Raw genomic sequence first — 18,368 nt, forward strand, 5'->3', positions numbered from 1 at the left:
GGGTGCGGCCCGCCCTGCACCTGTGTCAGCGGTCCGCCGCCCCCACCACCACGACCTCCCGCTCCGACAGCTCCCCGCCGCACTCCCCGCACAGCAGCCGGGGCGTGAACTCCCGCCCGCAGCCCCGGTGCAGGGACACCAGCGCCGGGCCCTCCGGAGACGCGTACCACCGCTGACCCCAGTCGATCAGCGTCATCACCACCGGGAAAAACGCACGGCCCTTGGGCGTGAGCCGGTACGCACCGCCCTCGGCCTCCAGCACCCCCAGTGCCGCGAACGTCCGCAGCCGGTCCGCGACCATGGACGGCGGAGCGCCGAGCCGCTGCTGGAACTCGCTGAAGCGGTGCGCCCCCAGGAACGCCGCCCCCAGCATCGCCACCGACCACCGGTTGCCGAGCAGCGCCATCGTCTCCGGGAACAGCCCGGCCCCGCCCTCGGTCCCCGACGCGCTGCGCCTGCGGGTCGCCGCCGACGGGATGGACCGGCCGTCCTCCCCGCTCGGGCCCAGCTCACTGCGTACGTCACGGGGCTCGACGGCGTCCCCGCACCCGCCGCACGCGAGCACCGGTTCCATCCGCCGCCCGCACCCCGCGTGCCGCATCCACGGCAGTACTTCGCTGTGGGTGTCCACCCATTGGTACTCCCACCCCCACACGGCGACCAGAACCGGCCAAACCGTACGACCGCGCTCCGTGAGCCGGTACGCGTACCGCACCGGGCGCTCCTGGTACGCGACCCGCTCCAGCAGCCCCTGTTCGGCGAGCCTGGTCAGCCGGGAGGTCAGCACCGCGTCGGAGATCGGCAGCCGCGCCCGCCAGTCGGCGTAGCGCCGCACGCCCTGGAGCGCGTACCGCAGGATCAGCAGCGACCACTCGTCGCCGAGCAGGCCGAAGGCGGTGGCGACGGCGTTGGGACCGCCGGCGGGCAGCGGGACGGGGTGCTGCACGGCGGCGGTCACTTGCGTACTCCTAGACAGTCGGGGGCCCGTCGTGCCATCCCCGGAGCGCCGAGCCGGGGGCCCAGGTCGCGTGGGTGCCGCTGGAGATTCGCTCGGGGAGCCGGATGCGGGCGAGAGGTCCGTCGGACAGGCGCGCCGCGTCGAAGACCAGGCACTCGGAGCGGTCGGCGTTCATGTCGGTGGTCAGGGTAACAAGGTAGGCGTCGTCCTCCGAGGCGCCGCCCGCGCGCGGGACGACGGTCGCCTCGCTGCCGAACACCTCGTCCCCGTACGCGTACCTCTCCTGCGCGCCGGTGAGGAGGTCGTGCTTGACGATGCCGTCCATCAGGAACCAGCCCGGCTTCTGCGTCGCCGCGTACGTGTAGCGGTACGGGCGGGCCGCCGTGTCCGGGTTGATCACCCCGAACTCCGTGTAGCGCTCGCTGAGTTGCTCCTCCTTGACCCGGCCGGTGGTCAGGTTGAGCCGCCACCGCCACAGGGTGACCTGCATCCGCTCCAGCGCCAGGAAGCGGAACATCCGCTGGTAGACGCCCTCGCCGCGCGGGTCCGGCGGCTCCGGGCAGCCCTGCCGGAAGCCGTCGAGGACGATCTCGTCGCCGTCCTCGTAGGCGTTGGTGAAGTGCAGTACGTAGGTGGGGTCGGCTTCGAACCAGCGGACCTCGGAGCCCAGGCGGGGCAGGACCGCGAACCGCGACGGCAGGTCGGGGTGGAAGCGGGAGGCGTACTTGCCCTGGTCGATGAGGTGCTGGTCCCAGAAGAGCGGGAAGTCGTTGAGGATCGCGTAGTTCTCGGTGAACGCCATGTCGTGCGGCAGGCGCGGGCCCGGCAGGGGCACGTCGGTGAGGTGCTTGAGCCGGTTGTCGGGGCCGACCACGCCATAGCGCAGGTACGGGGCCTCGGTGGCGTACGAGAAGAAGAGCAGTTCGCCGGTGCGCTCGTCGACCTTGGTGTGCGCGGAGACACCCCAGTCGGGGGCCCAGACGGACGTGCCGAGGGTGTCCAGGGTGAGCGGGTCGAGGCGGTAGAGGTCGCCGCACTGCCAGAAGCTGGACAGTGCCTGGCCCGCGTGGACGACGATGTCGGTGCTGGAGGCGTCCTTCATCCGGGTCCGCGCGCCCCAGCCGTCCGGGCGCTTGGCGACCGAGGGGCGCTCCGCGATGCCCGCCCACAGGGACTCGCCCGCCTCCTGCTCGGCGAGGAAGCCGTCGGTGCGCACGAACCGGTTGCGGTAGAAGGCCTTCCCGTCGCGGAAGCCCACGACGTGGACCATGCCGTCGCCGTCGAAGGGGTGGTAGAGCCTGGTCGCCGGGTGCACGGGGTTCTCGGTGTTGCGCAGGTACACGCCGTCCAGGTCGGCGGGGATCTCGCCGACGACGTCGAGGTCCTCGGCCTTCCACTCGGTGGTCTGCGGGCGCCATGGACCCGTGCGGTACGGGTGGTCGTCGTCCTCGGGGAGGGTCGACAGGGCGCGTCCGACGATCTCAACGTCCATGACCGGTGTCTCCTTCTGCGGCTTCGACTTCTGCGGCTTCCACGACGAAGCCGACCGTGGTGGTCGTGCTGCCGCCGATGTTCAGTGTGGTGAAGCGGCGGGCGCCCTCCACCTGGAACTCCCCGGCCCGGCCCGTGACTTGACGGCTCGCGTCGAGCAGCATGCGGACCCCCGTCGCGCCGACCGGGTGGCCGCCGCCGATCAGTCCGCCGGACGGATTCACCGGCATCCGGCCGCCGATCTCCAGGTCGCCGCTCTCCACGGCCTTCCAGCCCTCGCCCGGGGCGGTGATGCCGACGTGGTCCAGCGCCATGTACTCCGACATGGCGAAGCAGTCGTGCGTCTCCAGGCCGTCGGTGGCGTCGATGCCCGCGATGCCGGCCCGGTCGAACGCGTCGCGCATCGCCCGGCGGACGTGGGGCAGGACGTACGGGCCGTCCTTGCTGCGCTCGGTCTTGCGGGCCAGCGGGAGACCGACGGTGCGGTGTCCCCATCCGGCGATACGGGCCAGGGGGCGGCCGGTGCGGTGCTGCGCGAGCCAGCGGTCCGAGACCAGGACGACACCGGCCGCCCCGTCCGTCATCTGGCTGCACTCCTGGCGGCGCACCCGGCCCTCGACCCGCGGGTTCGCCGCGTCGTCGGCGGTGAAGCTCGCCCCGGTGAACGTCCAGTCACGCGTCTGCGCAAGGGGGTTGGCGCGGGCGTTGCGGAAGTTCAGCTCGGCGATCGCACGCAGGTGGGCGTCGTCGAGGCCGTACCGGCGGTCGTACTCGTCGGCCAGTTCGGCGAACATGTACGGCCACAGGAAGCGCGCCTCCTGCCCCTCGTGCCCGACCCAGGCCGCCGCGCCCAGATGGCGGGCCGCCTCGTCGCCGGGCACCGTCTTCTCCAGCTCGGCACCCAGCACCAACGCGCAGTCGTAGCGCCCCGATTCGAGGTCCGCCATCGCGGCCAGCACCGCGATCGACCCCGAGGCGCACGCCGCCTCGTGCCGGGAGGCGGGGACGCCCCACAGCTCCTCCGTCACCGTCGCGGGCATGCCGCCCAACTGGCCCTGTCCGGTGAAGAGTTGACCGAAGGCGTTGCCGACGTGGATCACGCCCACGGCCTCCGGCCCGATTCCGGCCGACTCCAGGGTGCCGTGGACCGTCTCCCGTACGAGATCGGAGAAGTCGAGGCCCGTGCGGCTGAAGTTCCGTGCGAAGTCGGTCTGGTGGCCACCCAGCACCCACGTGTGCATCCAGCACCTCCGCTGTGAAGTCTGTTGTGTCACTGCCCGTGATGCTACAACTAACAGAGTTACTCGGTGAAGGGAAGCGACCTGATGCCCGACGTCTACGTCCTCGACTACGTCCGCACGCCCCGGGGCAAGGGATCCCCGCGGGGCGCCCTGCACGGAACGTCCCCGGTGGAGCTGGTGGTCGCGCTCCAACACGCCCTGGTGGAACGGGGGTTGCGGGCGGACGCGGTGGAGGACGTGATGATCGGGACCGCCTCCCAGGTCGACGAACAGGGCGCCAACCTCGCCCGCACCGCCACCCTGCTCGCGGGCTGGGGACACGGCGTCCCCGGCGGCACCCTCAACCGCTTCTGCGCCTCCGGCATCGACGCCGTGGCGCAGACCGCCGCGCGCCTGAAGTCCGGGGACCTCGGGCGGCTCGCGGTGGCCGGGGGAGTGGAGTCGACCTCACGGGTGCCGATGTTCAGCGACCGGGGCCCGCTGTTCTGCGACCCCGCCACGGTACGGACGATCGGTTCCGTGCACATGGGCATCGCCGCCGACCTCAACGCCACGCTGGAGGGCTTCACCCGGGAGGAGCTGGACGCGTACGGGCTGGAGACCCAGCACAAGGCGGCCGCGGCCCGCGCCGAGAAGCGGTCCGCGCGCAGCCTCGTCCCCGTCGCGGGCCTGGACCACGACGAACTCGTCCGCCCGCAGACCACGGCCGACTCCCTCGCCGCCCTGGAACCCGCCTTCGCGGAACTCGGCGCACAGGGCCAGGACGCGCTCGCGCTGGCCGCGCACCCCGAGGCGGGAACCGTCCGCCACCTGCACACCGTGGGCACCTCCCCGGCGCTGGCCGACGGGGCGGCGCTGCTGGTGCTGGGCACGGACCACGCGGCGGGCCCGCCCCGGGCCCGTATCGTCGCCTCGGCCACCGCGAGCACCGACCCCGTGATCATGCTCACGGCGGGGCAGACCGCCGTCGAGCGGGTGCTCGCCAAGGCGGGGCTGCGCCCGGCGGACGTCGACGTCTTCCAGTTCGCGGAGGCCTTCGCCGCACTGTGCCTGCGGCTGCGCCGGGACCTGGCGGTGGGCCCCGAGCGGCTCAACCCGGGCGGCGGCACCATCGCCACCGGCCACGCCTTCGGGGCGACCGGCGCGATCATGGTCGGCGAGTGCGTGGAGGAACTGGAGCGCACCGGCGGGCGGTACGGGGTGGCGTCGGTGAGCGGGGCGGCGGGGCTGGGGGTGGCGGTGCTGGTGGAACGTATCGGGTGACCCGCCGTGCGGACGGACGGACGGACGGACGGACGGGCTGGCCGGCGGGCAGGCCCCCCCGCGCGGATGACCAGGCACGTTGCCCGTGTGAGGGGCTGGTGAGCCCAGAGCGAATTCCCTGGTGCCGACCTGGGGGCGCGGGTGAGGATGACGGGCATGTCTGCAACGTCCAGCGGCAAAACCGCATTTCACGACTTGTCCGCCTTCTTCGCCACCCCGCGCGTGGGCGCGCTCGCGCTCTCCCCGGACGGCACCCGCCTGGTCGCCGCCGTGCAGTCCCTCAACACCGAGGGCACCGCGTACGTCTCCGGGCTCTGGGACGTCGACCCGGCGGGCGAGCGCGAACCGCTGCGCCTGACCCGGTCCGTCAAGGGCGAGTCGGCCCCGAAGTTCGCCGCCGACGGCACCCTCCACTTCCTCTCCGGCCGGGAGAACACCGACGCGGCCGCCGAGAAGGGCGAGGGCAAGGACGGCGCGACCCTGTGGGCGCTGCCCGAGCGAGGCGAGGCCCGCAGGATCGCCCGCCACCCCGGCGGGATCAGCGGCTACGCCCTCGCGGCCCGCACCGACGCCTTCGTCTACTCCGGCAGCCTGCTGCCCGGCGCGGCCGACGCCGAGGCGCACGCCAAGCTGACCAAGGCCCGCGAGGAGGCCAAGGTCACCGCGATCCTCTACGAGGGCGGACCCACCCGCTTCTGGGACCACGACCTGGGCCCCGGCGAGCAGCACGCCTTCGTGCGCGGCCTCGCCGAGGACGCCGCGCCGGTCGACGCGGGCGGGCAGGGAGCCGTGGACGAGGGCGGCGTCGCCCTGTCCCCGGACGGCACCCGGGTGGCGTACGGCCGCTTCGTGCGCGGACGCGTCCCGAACGAGAACCGGAGCGCGGTCGTCGTCGCCGACGCCGCGACCGGCGCGGAACTGCACGTCGTGGACCGGCCCGGCTTCCAGTACGACAGCCCGGTGTTCACCAGCGACGGCACGGCCGTGGTGCTGGTGCGGGAGCTGGAGGAGACGTACGAGACGCCGTACGACATGACGCTCGTACGGATTGACGTGGCGACCGGCGAGGAGACCGACCTGCTGCCCGGCTTCGACAACTGGCCCGGCGGCGTCGCCGTCTCGCCGGTCGCGGGCGACGGCACGCTCTGGTTCACCGCCGACGAGCTGGGCCACCACCCGGTCTTCCGGCGCGACGCGGACGGCACGGTCACCCGGCTGACGGCCTCCGGTGCGTACGGCTCGCTCCAGGTCTCCCCGGACGCCTCGACGCTGTACGCGCTGCGGACCAACATCGACGAGGCCCCGGTGCCGGTCCGGCTGGCGGCCACGGGCGAGGACCAGAGCCCGGTCGCGCTCAAGGCCCCCGGCACGCTGCCCCACCTGCCCGGCACGCTCACCGAGGTCGAGACCACGGGCGAGGACGGCTTCCCGCTGCGGGCGTGGCTCGCGGTGCCGGACGGCGCGTCGGCCGACGCGCCCGCGCCGCTGCTGGTCTTCGTGCACGGCGGACCGCAGGGGTCGTGGAACGCGTGGACGTGGCGCTGGAACCCGTGGCCGTTCGTGGCCCGTGGCTATGCGGTGCTGATGCCGGACCCGGCACTGTCGACCGGCTACGGGCAGAAGATGCACGAGCGCGGCTGGGGCCAGTGGGGCGGACAGCCCTACCGCGACCTGATGGCCCTCACCGACGCGACGGAGGCGCGCGACGACATCGACGAGACGCGCACCGGGCTCGCGGGCGGCTCGTACGGCGGGTACATGGCGAACCGGGTCGCTACCAGCACGGGCCGCTTCCGGGGAATCATGTCGCACGCGTCGATCTGGGACACGGCGGCCTTCCAGAACGACTCCGACGCGTCGTGGTTCTTCCGCCGGATCTTCGGGCACTCGGAGACCCGGCCGGAGCGCCACCGGGCGAACTCGCCGGTGCTGGGGGCCTCGCGGATCACCACACCGATGCTCGTCATCCACGGGGCGCTGGACTACCGGGTGCCGGTGGGGCAGGGGATGGCCCTGTTCCAGGACCTCCAGCGGTTCGAGGTCCCGGCGAAGTTCCTGTACTTCCCGGACGAGAACCACTGGGTGCTGAAGCCGAACCACGCGGTGGTCTGGTACGAGACGGTGCTGAACTTCTTCGACGAGAAGGTCAAGGGCGAGGAGTGGGTGCGGCCGAACCTGCTCTGACGGACGCCTGACACCGGACGCCGGGGGGCTCGCCCCCTGGCGTCCGGCACGGTCACGTGCTCCGCAGCTCCCGCTTCAGGACCTTGCCCACCGGGTTGCGCGGCAGCGCCTCCCGCACCAGCAGCCTCTCCGGCAGCTTGTACGACGCGATGTGCAGGCCCTGCAGATACGCGACCAGGTCCGCCAGCGTCACCGTCGCCCCCGGCACGGGGACGACGACCGCGCACACCTTCTCCCCGAGCACCTCGTCCGGGTAGCCGACCACCGCCACCTCCGCCACCGAGGGGTGGCCCGCCAGCAGGTGCTCCAGCTCGGCCGGGGCGATGTTCATCCCGCCCCGGATGACCAGGTCCTTCGCCCGGTCCACGTACCGCAGGAACTCCCCCTGCTCGCCCGCGATCTCGAAGACGTCACCGGTGCGCAGGAAACCCGACTCGTCGAAGGGGGAGGGGAGCTGGGAGCCGTTCAGATAGCCCGCGAAGACCTGCGGGCTCTTGATGCGCAGCTCGCCCGGCACCCCGGGCTCCTCGATGTCCTCCCCGGTCTCCCGGTCCACGATCCGCAGCTGCGTCCACGACGCCGCCAGCGTCGACCAGCGGTCGGCCGGTCCGTGGCCGTAGCGCGGGAAGTAGCGGGCCCGCTGTTCCGGGTCCGGGACGTCGTAGGGGTCGGTGAGCATGCCGGTGCCCTCGTTGGAGCCGAAGAAATTGATCACCCCGATGCCGTGCCGCTCCTGCCAGCCCCGCACCATCGCCACCGACAGCGGCGCCGACCCCGACCCGATCCGGGTCAGCGAGGACAGGTCGGTGAGCGCCATCAGGTCCTCGCGGGCCAGCAGCATCGTCAGCAGCGCGGGCGGCGCCACCGTGTAGGTCACCCGCTCCCGTGCGATCTGCCGCAGGAACACGGGCAGGTCGAAGGGGTGATGCTGGACCAGGACGCAGCCGACCCGCAGCCAGGGCAGGAACAGGCCTGCGAAACCTGCCATGTTGACCATGGGGAAGGGGTTCAGCAGCACGTCGTCCGCCGTCATGCGCGGGGCCTCCGCGCAGGTGCGCGCGACGGCCAGCCAGTCGTTGTGGCAGCGCGGCACCCCCTTCGGGGTGCTCTCGGTGCCGGACGTCCAGCAGATCGTCACGCAGTCGTTCGCGTCGACGGGATGCTTCTCCGTGTACGCCGCCACCTCCGCCGTGTCGTACGGGAGGGCCAGTTCGGCGGTGAGGGAGACCACACCCGCGGGGAGCCCCTCCCCGTAGGCGAACACGGTCCGCAGCGAAGGGAGTTGACGGCGCAGGCCCGCCACCTCGGCCGCCACCCGGCGCTCCCCGATCCGCCCCGCCGTCAGGAACGCGTCGAACTGTGCCAGAGTGCCCAGCTGCACCGTCTCGTGCTCCCGGTACTGCACCGGCAGTGGAGACACGATCACCCCGATGCGCCAGCACGCCAGGTACACGCAGACCTGCTCCACCGTGTTCGGCAGCTGGACGCCCAGGACGTCGCCCTGGGTCAGGCCGTGCCGCAGCAGCAGGGCCGCGACACGGTCCGCCGCACCGTCCACCTCGGCCCAACTCAGCCGCAGTGGGGCCGAGTCCATCAGGTCGTTCTTGTTCAGCGGGTCGACCAGTGCCAGGCGGTCCGGGTGTTCGCGCACTCTCGCGCGCAGCAGCGAGTCCGTCGTCTCGCCCTCCCACCAGCCCGCCGCCGTGTACTGCGCCACCCGCTCCGGCGGATGCAGCTTCCGTGCCCCGACCCCCATGTGCCGTCTCCCTCTGCGCTGTTGGAAAGAGGTGCCGTGAAACTCCCCCCGTGGGGTGGGGAGTCGAATCGTGTGGGGGGGGGGCGGACTAGTGCGGGCTCAGCACGGTCAGCGTGCGTTCCCCGCAGGGGTCCGCGTCCGTGCTCGACGGTACGAGAGCGACCTCGTCCACCCCCGCCGCCGCGTACTCCGCCAGCCGGGCCCGGATCGTGTCCGCGTCCCCGACCAGGCCCACCGCCGCCGTGATCTCCGGCGGTACCGCGGCAAGCAGCTCCTTCGGGTGCGGCCGGGTGCGCGCGTACGCCACCACCTCGCCGAAGCCCGCCGCCTCGAACATCGCGTCGTAGCCGGGCGCCGCCAAGTAGCCGACCACGCCGCGCCGCAACTGCTCCACCGCCTTCGCCGACGGGTCCACCGCCGCCGTCACCCAGGCCGCCACGCGGGGCGGGGTGCGGCCGAACTCGGCTGCTGCTGAATGGAGTTGACGTACGAGATCGGCTGCCGAAGCGGGAGTGAGGAGGTTGAGGACCATCCGGTCGGCGTGCGCCGCCGCCGTGCGCACCGCCATCGGGCCGAACGCGGCCACCGTCAGCGAGGACTTCGGGGCGGGCAGGCGCAGGCGGTAGCCGCGGGTGCGGGCCCGGGTGCCGTCCGTCGTCGTGCGCTCGCCGTCCAGGAGCGGGCGCAGCGCCTGCGCGCACTCGCGCAGGGCCGTCCCCGTCCTGCGGTGGTCGCGGCCGTGCCAGTCCCGTACCACCACCGGGCTCGACGAGCCGATGGCGACGGAGACGGGACGTCCCGTCAGGTCCGCGACCGAGGCGACGCCCCGGGCGATCGTCATCGGGTCGCGGACCCCCACCGCGAGCGGGCCCAGCGTGAGCGGGACGCGCGGGGTGCGGGACGCGACGGCCGTGGCGAGCGAGAAGACGTCGTACGTCGCCATCTCGCCCAACCACAGCCCCGCGTACCCGAGTTGGTCCGCGAGGGCCGCGGTCGTCAGTGCCTCCTGCGGCGGGCGGTCCTGCCAATAGCCCGGCGACACGGAGAGTTCGAGGTTCCCGGAGAGCTCCACACGCCGGAAACTACAATAAGCAGAGTTACTTGACCAGGTGGTGTGCGGCAGTTCGTTCCCACGGCTTCAGCGACTCGATGCGGGCGGCGAGCGCCAGCAGCAGCTCCTCACCGCCGGTCCGGGTCACCAGCTGTACGGCGCAGGGCGCGGCCGAGCCGGGAAGGGTGCCCAGCGGGAGGGTGAGCGCGGGCCAGCCGGCCAGGTTCCAGGGCGGAGTCGTGGGCGCGTACGCCGTGTTGACCAGGAGGTTGCGCAGCCAGCCGCGCTCGTGCCAGGGGGCGGCCTCGGGGGCGCGGCGGGCCAGCGCGGGCATCAGCAGGACGTCGTACGCCTCGAAGAACGGGGTGAGGCGTTCGCGCAGGAGCTCCCGGTGGTCGGTGCGCAGGAGCGGGGTGCGGGCGAAGAGACGGCCGGCGGCGGCGTGGCGGCGGGTGCGGGGCGCCAGCAGGCTCGGGTCCAGGCCCGCGGCGTCCTTGGCGGTGCCGCCGGTCCAGCGGGCCAGCACCGAGGTGGAGAGGGAGAGCGGGTAGGGCGGGTCGTCGTGGCGGACGGTGTGGCCCGCGTCGACCAGCAGACGGACGGCGGCGCGGACCGCGTCGGCGTACGGGCGGGTGATCGACGTGCCCGCCAGGGGGCTGCGGGTGGAGGCGGCCAGGCGGAGGGAGGTGGTGTCGGGGAGCACGGGTACGGGGGCGCGCTCTCCGGCGGGCACGGGCGTGCTGTCCCCGGCGGGCGCGGGTGCGGCGGTGCTCTCCCCGGCGAGCACCGCGAACATCAGGCGGGCGTCCTCGGCGGTCGCGGCGAGCGGCCCGTTCTCCGACATGCCGTACCAGTCGCCGTCGCCGATCCCGGCGGGCACCCGGCCGTACCCCGGCTTGAGGCCGATCACCCCGCAGTTCGCGGCGGGTATGCGCAGGGAGCCCATGCCGTCGTTGCCGAGCGCGATCGGCACCATTCCGGCCGCGACGGCCGCCGCACTGCCGCCCGAGGAGCCGCCCGCCGTGCGGGAGAGGTCCCAGGGGTTGTGCGAGGTGCCGTGCACGCCGTCGGTGGTGCCGAACACGCACAGCTCCGGGACGTGGGTGAGGCCGACGACGATCGCGCCCGCCGCGCGCAGCCGGGCCACCGTCTCGTGGTCCTCCCCGGCGGGCACGGGGGAGGTCGCCGCGGAGCCGTTACGGGTCGACTCGCCCCGTACCGGAAGGTTGTCCTTCACCGCGACCGGCACCCCGGCCAGCGGCAGCCGGTCCAGGTCGGAGCGGTCGAGGAGGGCGTCCGCCTCGGCCAGTGCCCGCGCGGTGCGCACGAAGCGGAACGCGCCCACCCGGGCGTCCAGGGCCTCGATGCGGGCGAGCGAGGCGGCGACGGCCTCGCGCGGGGCGAGCCGCTTCTCGCGAACGGCGGCGGCGATCTCAAAGGCCGTGCCCAGCGGGGCGAGGGCTGCGGCGGAAGTGGTGGCGTCAGTCATGCGGGCCACTGTGCCGGGCGGGGGCTCGGGCGTCGAGGGTGCGCGGGTGCGAGGGCGGCGGCGGGGATTCCGTCCACTTGCGGGGGGCCCGGATGTGCGGCAGACATAGAAGGAGATAAGCGGGTAATCGTACGTTTCAGCGAGGCCGGTGCGCTGGGACGGGCTGGGCGAGGAAAGAGGACGGGAGAGCCGCGTGCACTCATCCAAGCGTCGCCACACCGTGGTGACAGCGGTGTCGGCCGTGTCCCTGGGGCTGCTGGTGGCAGGGTGCGGCTCCGGCAGCTCCGGCCCCGGCGACACCACGGACGTCGGCGGTCAGGACGTACTGCTTCAGCCGGTTGCCGCACACGGGCCCGATCCGTTCACGGAGTCGACCGCGAAGACCACCACGCCGTTGCCCTCCACGACCACCCCCGCCCCCACCCGGACGGCGAGCGCCTCCCCGTCCGCCTCGGTACGGCGCGTGCAGCGGGTCTCCGGCGGGACGCCCGGGCTCTACGGCGGCACGCAGTCCGTCTCCAGCTGCGACGTCGAGCAGCAGATCCGCTACCTCACCGGGTCCGGCGCCGACCAGGCGAAGGCGCGCGCCTTCGCCGACGCCAGCCGCATCGACCTCGCGGCGATCCCGCGCTTCCTGCGCGGACTCACCCCCGTCGTGCTGCGGGCCGACACGCGCGTCACCAACCACGGCTTCAGCAGCGGCTCCCTCACCTCCTTCCAGTCCGTCCTCCAGGCGGGCACCGCCGTCATGGTCGACGCGAACGGCATGCCGCGCGTGCGGTGCGCCTGCGGAAACCCGCTGCTCCCGCCGACCGTGGTGCAGGGCACGGTGTCCCACAAGGGGCAGCCGTGGAAGGGGTACCGGCCCACCGAGGTCGTCGTGGTCACGCCCGCGCCGGTCGTCATCAACAACCTGACCATCGTGAACGTCGTCAACAACACCTGGATCGAGCGCGAGACCGGCTCCGAGGGCGAGAAGGACAGGAAGCCCCCGGCGGACGCCAAGCTGTCGGACCCCCCGGCCCCGGACGAGCTGGGCGACCAGCGGGCCGGTGAGCCGGAGGACGGCCGGGAGCAGACGCCGGGCCGTGACGAGGAGAAGACGCCGGGCACCTCGGAGTCGCAGAGCACGGAGCCGGGGTCCACGGAGTCCGGCTCCACCGAGCCGGGGACCACCGAATCCGGGTCCACCGAGCCGGGCACCGGCGACACCCCCTCGGAGTCCGACACCCCGTCGGACACGAGGTCGGACACCCCGTCGGACACGCCGTCGGAGTCCACGTCCGACACCGACGCGCCCGTGGTTCCGTCGCCCACCACCCCCTGCCCCACGCTCACCCCGGGCGTCCCGGCTCCGGCCACGCCCCTGCTCGTACCGTCGGGCTGCCCCACCCCGACGCCGAACCACAGCACGGCGCTCCAGCTGCCCTCGGACCCGGACTCCGACCCCGAGTGGGAGACCGGGACCGAGCCCGGACCGGACGGTGGCTGACCCGCCGCCCGACCGGCGGACCGGCCTGCCCGGAACCCCACCCCCGGACGGGCCGGTCGAGTCCGCCCCCGCCCAGGAGGCCCCCCGTCCGGACCGCACCGCCGGTGCACCGGCCGGCCCCCACCCGGACCGGCCCGTACCGACCGGGGCCGCCCTCGCGCTCAACCACATGGGGATCTTCGACTGGGACCTCGACCAGTCGCACCTGGACCTCGACGACTCCGCCCTGGAGGTCTTCGACCTGCGACCCGGCGAGTACGACGGCACCCCTTCGGCCCTGTTCGCCAAGGTCGCCCCGGGCGAGAGCGAACGGATGGACGCCGTCGTCTCGCAGGCGCTGAAGAGCGGCGCCGCCTCGTACGGCTCGTACTTCCGGGTCCGTCTGCGCGACGGCTCGCTGCGCTGGGGGCACACCCAGGGGGTGATTCGCCGCGACGCGGCAGGCCGCCCGTACCGGATCATCGGCGTCGTGCGCGACGCCACCCGCGAGCTCGACGACCTCGCCGCGCGCACCGAGCAGGACACCGCCCGGCACGGCGGCACCGGAGTCGTCGCCGACACCACCGCGGCCCTCGCGCACGCCCGCAGCGTCCGCGACGTCATCGACGTCCTCAAGGACGCCCACGAACTGGGCAGGTTCCAGTCGTCGTCCCTGGTCATGGGCCTGGTCGAGGCGGGCCGCATCCGGCTGGTCGCCGAGGGGCCGGAGTTCATGCCGGGCACCCGCTACACCCGGATCGACGACGCCGCCTACCCGATGAGCGAGGTGGTGCGCACGCTGACACCGCGCTTCATCGAGTCGGGGGAGGCCTTCGCCGCCGCCTACCCCCGGCTGTGGGAGCACGTCTCGAAGTTCCAGGTCAGCTCGGCCGCGTACCTCCCGCTGATCGCGCAGGCCCGCCCCATCGGCGCGCTCGGGCTGCTCTACAGCGGCAAGTGCGGCTTCAACGCCGACGAGCGGAACCTCCTCATCGCGCTCGGCTCCAGCATCGCGCAGAGCCTCAAACGGGCCATGCTGTACGAGCAGGAGAAGGACCTCGCCGAGAACCTCCAGCAGGCCATGCTGCCCCGGCGGGTGCCCACCGTCCCCGGAGCCAACGTCGCCGTCCGCTACCGCTCGGCGCGCGACGGGCAGGACGTCGGCGGCGACTGGTACGACGTCATCCCGCTGCCCGGCGGCCGGGTCGGCGCGGTCATCGGCGACGTCCAGGGACACGACACCCACGCGGCCGCCGTCATGGGCCAACTGCGCATCGTGCTGCGGGCGTACGCCGCCGAGGGACACACCCCCGCCACCGTCATGGCCCGCGCCTCCGGGTTCCTGCACGAGCTGGACACCGACCGCTTCGCCACCTGCACGTACGCCGAGATCGACCTCACCACGGGCGTCGTCCAGCTCGTCCGCGCCGGGCACATGGACCCGCTGGTGCGGCTCGCCGACGGGTCGTGCCGCCGGATACCCGTCGAGGGCGGGCTGCCGCTGGGTCTGTCCGCGGAGTTCGGACAGCTCGAATACCCGGTCAGCACACGGGAGTTGGACCCGGGGCAGACACTGATCCTGTACACCGACGGGCTCGTGGAGCAGCCGGGCGCCGACCTCGACGACGGACTCCAGGCCCTCGCCGACCTCGTCCACGAGGGCCCCCGCGACATCCAGCAACTCGCCGACCGGCTCTGCGAGTCCGTCGACGAACGCGACGGCGGCGACGACGTGGCCCTGCTCCTGCTGCGCCGCCGGACCGCCGACGCGCCCCGCGCGGGCGGCCGCCTCCAGCAGCACGTCGCCCCGGGCGACCCCGAGTCGCTGGCCTCGGCCCGGCAGATGATCCGGGCCGCGGTGCGCGCCTGGGGTGCCGAGGGCCGCGGCGACGAGATCGAACTCGCCGCCGACGAGCTGATGGTGAACGCCCTCATGCACACCGACGGCGGGGCCCTGCTCACCGTACGCATCCTGGACGCCCCCGAGCGCAGGCTGCGCGTCGAGGTCGCCGACGGTTCCAGCGCCCTGCCGCGCCGCAGGGAGGCGGGCGACGCGGCGGTGTCCGGACGCGGGCTGCTGCTGGTGGACCGGCTCGCGGACGTGTGGGGCGTGGAGCCGAGGGGCGAGGGCAAGGCGCTGTGGTGCGAGTTCATCGTGCCGTCACGTGGTGGACAACATGGCGGTGTATGAGGCGAGTTGGCCGGATGTCTCGCGTGCGGTCGGTAACTGTCCGCGTACTGGACGTACTTGACCGTAACCGACCGGTCGCGATTGACTGCGGGCTTCGCGGCCCCGGGCTGCGTGCTCCCCGGCTCACGGCCCGGTCCGTCACCCCTGGGTCGCGGCTCCGCCGATCTTCGACGACGTGAGGGCTCCTTGACCATCGAGACGAGCGCCGAGACTGCTGAGGGCGCCGAGAGTGCTGAGAGCGCCGTCAGTGCCGAGTTGCTGGCCCCGCTCGACCTGGCGTTCTGGCATCTCGAATCCGCCGAACACCCCATGCATCTGGGTGCGTTGGCCCTCTTCGGCGGTGACGAGGACTCCCCGGACGGCGAGGACCTCCTCGATCTGCTCGCCGCCCGCGCCGCCGCGATACCCCGGCTCCGCCTGTCCGTACGGAACACCTGGCTGCCCCTCGGCGGTTCCGCGTGGGTCGCCGCGCAGGACTTCGACGTACGCCGTCACGTGCGGCGCATCCTGCTGCCCGCCGAGGGCTTCGCCGCCGAAGCCGCCCTGCTCGCCGGTGAGTTGATGGAGCGTCCGCTCGCACGCGGGCTGCCGCCGTGGGAGATGTACGTCCTGACCGCCGACCGGGGCGGCGAGTGCGCCGTCCTCGTCAAGCTGCACCACGCGCTGGCCGACGGCATGCGGGCGGTCGCGATCGGCGCCGGGATCTTCGACCAGATCGCGGGGGCGAAGGCCCGTCCGGTACGGGCGCGCACGACCCGCCCGCAGGTGCCGCCCGCCCGCTTCCCCGGGCCGGGGCGTGCGGTGGGGCTCGCCCGCGACCGGCTCGGCGAGGTCGGGCAGGTGCTGGGCATCGGGGCGTCCGTGGTGCGGGCGGGCCGCCTGCACACGCTGTTGCCGCTGCCGGGCGGCGGCCCGGACGCGCTCGCCGCCCGGTCCAGCGGCACGCGACGGCTCACCACGGCGGCGCTCGACCTGGACGACGTGCACCGGGTCCGCCGGGCCTGCGGCGGCACCGCCAACGACGTACTGCTCGCGGTGGTGGCGGGGGCGCTGCGGCGCTGGATGGGGGAGCGGGGGGAACCGGCAGGAGGCGACCCGCGGGCGCTGGTGCCGGTGTCACGGCGGCGGCCGGGGGGTGGGTCCGCCGCCTCCGGCAACCTGCTCTCCGCATACCTCCTCTCCCTGCCCGTCACGGAACCGGACCCGCTGGTGCGGCTGGCCGTCGTCCGGGACGGCATGGCGCGGAACAAGGCGGCGGGGCCGTCGCGGGGGGCCGGGGCGGTGGCGCTGCTGGCCGACCAACTCCCCGCCTTCGCGAGCAAGTTGGGCGCGCCGCTGGCGGGGAGTGCGGCCCGTGCCCTCTTCGACGTGCTGGTCACGAGTGTGCCGCTGCCCCGGACGGAGCTGTCCCTGGGCGGGCGTCCGCTGCGGGCGGTCTATCCGATGGCCCCGTTGGCCCGGGGGCAGTCCCTTGCGGTCGCGCTCTCCACGTACGGCGGGCAGGTGCAGGTGGGGGTGGTCGCCGACGGGAAGGCGGTGCCGGACGGGGATCGGTTGGCGGGGTGCGTGGGGGAGGAGTTGGCGGTTCTGGTGCGGGCGGTCGGGGCTGAGGTCCGGACCGGTCCCCAGCCCCGCCCCTTCACCTAAACCCGCGGGGCTGGGTGGTGGGCTGCTGTTCCTGAGGGGGCTACGCCCCTCGCCCCCTGCACGGGCTGCGCCCGCGCGTCCTCAAACGCCGGACGGGCTGAAGTGCCTGGCGCGGGCTGAGTTGCTGGCGCGAGTTGGGGTGCTGGCGCGTGCGCAGTGATGCTGGCGCGCCCCTGACATGCCGCCCGCCCCTGACATGCCGCCCGAAGGGCAGGCATGTCAGGGGCGCGGGGAACTGCGCGACCAGCCACGACGCACCCGCACGGGAACCCGCCTCGGCACCGGGTGCCGACCCGACCCGCCCCCACCCCACCCAGCCCCGCCCCGCGCCCCAGCGGCCCGTACCGTGTCCCCATGCTCCGCGCCCTCGCCGTCGACGACGAAAAGCCCGCCCTGGAGGAACTCCTCTACCTCCTGCGCGCCGACCCCCGCATCACCAGCGCCGAGGGCGCCACCGACGCCACCGAGGCCCTGCTGCGGATCAACCGGGCCCTCGACGCCGGGCCCGACGGCGCCGACGCCATCGACGTCGTCTTCCTCGACATCCACATGGCCGGGCTGACCGGCCTCGACGTCGCCCGCCTCCTCGCCGGGTTCGCCCGGCCCCCGCTCATCGTGTTCGTCACCGCCCACGAGGGCTTCGCCGTCCAGGCCTTCGACCTGAAGGCCGTCGACTACGTTCTCAAGCCGGTACGCCGGGAACGCCTCGCCGAGGCCGTGCGCCGTGTCGCCGCCGGAGTGTCCAGCGCGCCCGCGCCGCGCGTCCCCAAGGAGACGCCCGCCCCGCAGGACCAGATCCCGGTCGAACTCGGCGGCGTCACCCGCTTCGTGCCCATCGCCGACATCGCCTACGTCGAGGCCCACGGCGACTACGCCCGCCTGCACACCCTCGCCCCGGGCCCCGGCCACCTCGTCCGCATCCCCCTGTCCACCCTGGAGGAGCGCTGGGCCTCCCGCGGTTTCGTACGGATACACCGCCGCCACCTCGTCGCCCTCAGCCGCATCGAGGAACTGCGCCTGGACGGCGGTACGACCACCGTGCGCGTCGCCGACGCCGAACTCGTCGTCAGCCGCCGCCACGCCCGCGAACTGCGCGAACTGCTGATGCGCCGGGCCGGCGGAAGCCGCTAGCGCACCGGCCCGCACGACCGCCCGGCGCGTGTCCCGCACCGTTCACCGACGCACCACCACCACAGAGCGAACCGCCACCCGCATCCCGCCCCCGCACCCCTACTCTGACCCTCAACCACAGGGTGAGGGAGCGGGATGTCCGAAGTCGAAGCGCTGCTCGCGGAGCTGCATGCCCTGCCCGCGATCCACCCCCGCGCCCCGGACGAACTCGACGCCCTCCTCACCCGGATCAAATGCGCCGCCGCGCGCTGGGCCGACGTGCTGTACGAGGTCCAGGAGTCTGCCCAGCCGTACGCCTCACCCCGTACCGCCGCCGCCCTGGAGGTCGCCTTCCGGCGTGCGGAGCAGTCGTACGTGGAACTGGAGATCGCCCTGAACGCCCCCGGCCGCCCCTGAACCCCCGGTCCTCGGCCTACCCCCTGACCGGCACCTCTGCATAGACTCCAGCAGCCCCCGGACCACCGCCGAGATCCCGTACCCGAACGACCCGGAGCC

At 73.6% G+C, this 18,368-nt stretch carries 13 protein-coding genes; 7 read left to right on the forward strand and 6 right to left on the reverse strand.

The genetic code is table 11. The features are described 5' to 3' along the window. Positions 1 to 25: 25 nt before the first annotated feature. Genes ACIO3O_RS24305 through ACIO3O_RS24315 form a run of 3 tightly spaced genes read right to left on the reverse strand, consistent with a single transcriptional unit; the run spans position 26 to position 3,690 of the window. Entirely contained in the window at positions 26 to 958 is a 933-nt protein-coding gene (locus tag ACIO3O_RS24305) for a winged helix-turn-helix transcriptional regulator (RefSeq protein WP_401749155.1), read from the reverse strand. 10 nt (positions 959 to 968) lie between these two features. Then, positions 969 to 2,450, reverse strand: coding sequence for a carotenoid oxygenase family protein (locus ACIO3O_RS24310; RefSeq protein ID WP_401749157.1), 1,482 nt, complete (start codon positions 2,448 to 2,450; stop codon positions 969 to 971). Next, positions 2,440 to 3,690 (reverse strand): acetyl-CoA acetyltransferase, encoded by a 1,251-nt coding sequence (locus ACIO3O_RS24315; protein WP_401749159.1) that lies wholly within the window; start codon positions 3,688 to 3,690, stop codon positions 2,440 to 2,442. Before ACIO3O_RS24315 ends, ACIO3O_RS24310 begins: the two co-directional genes overlap by 11 nt. A 66-nt stretch (positions 3,691 to 3,756) precedes the next feature. Between ACIO3O_RS24315 and ACIO3O_RS24320 the strand changes: the two genes are divergently transcribed. Next, entirely contained in the window at positions 3,757 to 4,953 is a 1,197-nt protein-coding gene (locus ACIO3O_RS24320; RefSeq protein ID WP_401749161.1) for an acetyl-CoA C-acyltransferase, read from the forward strand. A 156-nt stretch (positions 4,954 to 5,109) separates the two neighbouring features. Next, on the forward strand, positions 5,110 to 7,137 hold the full coding sequence (locus tag ACIO3O_RS24325) for a S9 family peptidase (protein WP_401749162.1): 2,028 nt from the start codon (positions 5,110 to 5,112) through the stop codon (positions 7,135 to 7,137). Between the two features lie 52 nt (positions 7,138 to 7,189). Here the strand turns inward: ACIO3O_RS24325 and ACIO3O_RS24330 are convergent, their stop codons facing one another. The 3 genes from ACIO3O_RS24330 to ACIO3O_RS24340 form a co-directional block, all read right to left on the reverse strand. Next, positions 7,190 to 8,893: a class I adenylate-forming enzyme family protein gene (locus tag ACIO3O_RS24330; protein WP_401749164.1), complete on the reverse strand. Its 1,704-nt coding sequence runs from the start codon at positions 8,891 to 8,893 to the stop codon at positions 7,190 to 7,192. Positions 8,894 to 8,981: 88 nt separating this feature from the next. Then, positions 8,982 to 9,965 (reverse strand): LLM class F420-dependent oxidoreductase, encoded by a 984-nt coding sequence (locus tag ACIO3O_RS24335; RefSeq protein ID WP_401749166.1) that lies wholly within the window; start codon positions 9,963 to 9,965, stop codon positions 8,982 to 8,984. A gap of 25 nt (positions 9,966 to 9,990) precedes the next feature. Beyond that, the gene (locus ACIO3O_RS24340; RefSeq protein ID WP_401749168.1) at positions 9,991 to 11,433 is read right to left on the reverse strand and encodes an amidase; all 1,443 of its coding nucleotides are present in this window, start codon (positions 11,431 to 11,433) and stop codon (positions 9,991 to 9,993) included. Between the two features lie 193 nt (positions 11,434 to 11,626). Here ACIO3O_RS24340 and ACIO3O_RS24345 point away from each other — a divergent pair, with 193 nt between their 5' ends. The 5 genes from ACIO3O_RS24345 (at position 11,627) to ACIO3O_RS24365 (ending at position 18,269) form a co-directional block, all read left to right on the forward strand. Then, a complete protein-coding gene (locus ACIO3O_RS24345) occupies positions 11,627 to 12,925 on the forward strand; it encodes a DUF6777 domain-containing protein (RefSeq protein ID WP_401749170.1) in 1,299 nt (432 codons plus the stop codon). Positions 12,926 to 13,094: 169 nt separating this feature from the next. Next, positions 13,095 to 15,095, forward strand: a complete 2,001-nt coding sequence (locus ACIO3O_RS24350; protein WP_401749568.1) for a SpoIIE family protein phosphatase — start codon at positions 13,095 to 13,097, stop codon at positions 15,093 to 15,095. Positions 15,096 to 15,281: 186 nt separating this feature from the next. After that, on the forward strand, positions 15,282 to 16,742 hold the full coding sequence (locus ACIO3O_RS24355; RefSeq protein ID WP_401749172.1) for a wax ester/triacylglycerol synthase family O-acyltransferase: 1,461 nt from the start codon (positions 15,282 to 15,284) through the stop codon (positions 16,740 to 16,742). A gap of 354 nt (positions 16,743 to 17,096) precedes the next feature. Beyond that, positions 17,097 to 17,873: a LytR/AlgR family response regulator transcription factor gene (locus ACIO3O_RS24360; protein WP_401749174.1), complete on the forward strand. Its 777-nt coding sequence runs from the start codon at positions 17,097 to 17,099 to the stop codon at positions 17,871 to 17,873. A gap of 135 nt (positions 17,874 to 18,008) precedes the next feature. Beyond that, positions 18,009 to 18,269 (forward strand): hypothetical protein, encoded by a 261-nt coding sequence (locus ACIO3O_RS24365; RefSeq protein WP_401749176.1) that lies wholly within the window; start codon positions 18,009 to 18,011, stop codon positions 18,267 to 18,269. Positions 18,270 to 18,368 lie beyond the last annotated feature (99 nt).

Origin of the sequence: Streptomyces sp. NPDC087440 (genome assembly GCF_044744005.1) — a bacterium.
Classification (GTDB): Bacteria; Actinomycetota; Actinomycetes; order Streptomycetales; family Streptomycetaceae; genus Streptomyces.

What these genes read in the sequence shown, in the direction of transcription:
- ACIO3O_RS24310 (WP_401749157.1), bottom strand. Translation starts at nt 2,450, where the DNA reads ATGGACGTTGAGATCGTCGGACGCGCCCTGTCGACCCTCCCCGAGGAC.
- ACIO3O_RS24315 (WP_401749159.1), bottom strand. Translation starts at nt 3,690, where the DNA reads ATGCACACGTGGGTGCTGGGTGGCCACCAGACCGACTTCGCACGGAAC.
- ACIO3O_RS24325 (WP_401749162.1), top strand. Translation starts at nt 5,110, where the DNA reads ATGTCTGCAACGTCCAGCGGCAAAACCGCATTTCACGACTTGTCCGCC.
- ACIO3O_RS24330 (WP_401749164.1), bottom strand. Translation starts at nt 8,893, where the DNA reads ATGGGGGTCGGGGCACGGAAGCTGCATCCGCCGGAGCGGGTGGCGCAG.
- ACIO3O_RS24340 (WP_401749168.1), bottom strand. Translation starts at nt 11,433, where the DNA reads ATGACTGACGCCACCACTTCCGCCGCAGCCCTCGCCCCGCTGGGCACG.
- ACIO3O_RS24350 (WP_401749568.1), top strand. Translation starts at nt 13,095, where the DNA reads ATGGGGATCTTCGACTGGGACCTCGACCAGTCGCACCTGGACCTCGAC.
- ACIO3O_RS24360 (WP_401749174.1), top strand. Translation starts at nt 17,097, where the DNA reads ATGCTCCGCGCCCTCGCCGTCGACGACGAAAAGCCCGCCCTGGAGGAA.
- ACIO3O_RS24365 (WP_401749176.1), top strand. Translation starts at nt 18,009, where the DNA reads ATGTCCGAAGTCGAAGCGCTGCTCGCGGAGCTGCATGCCCTGCCCGCG.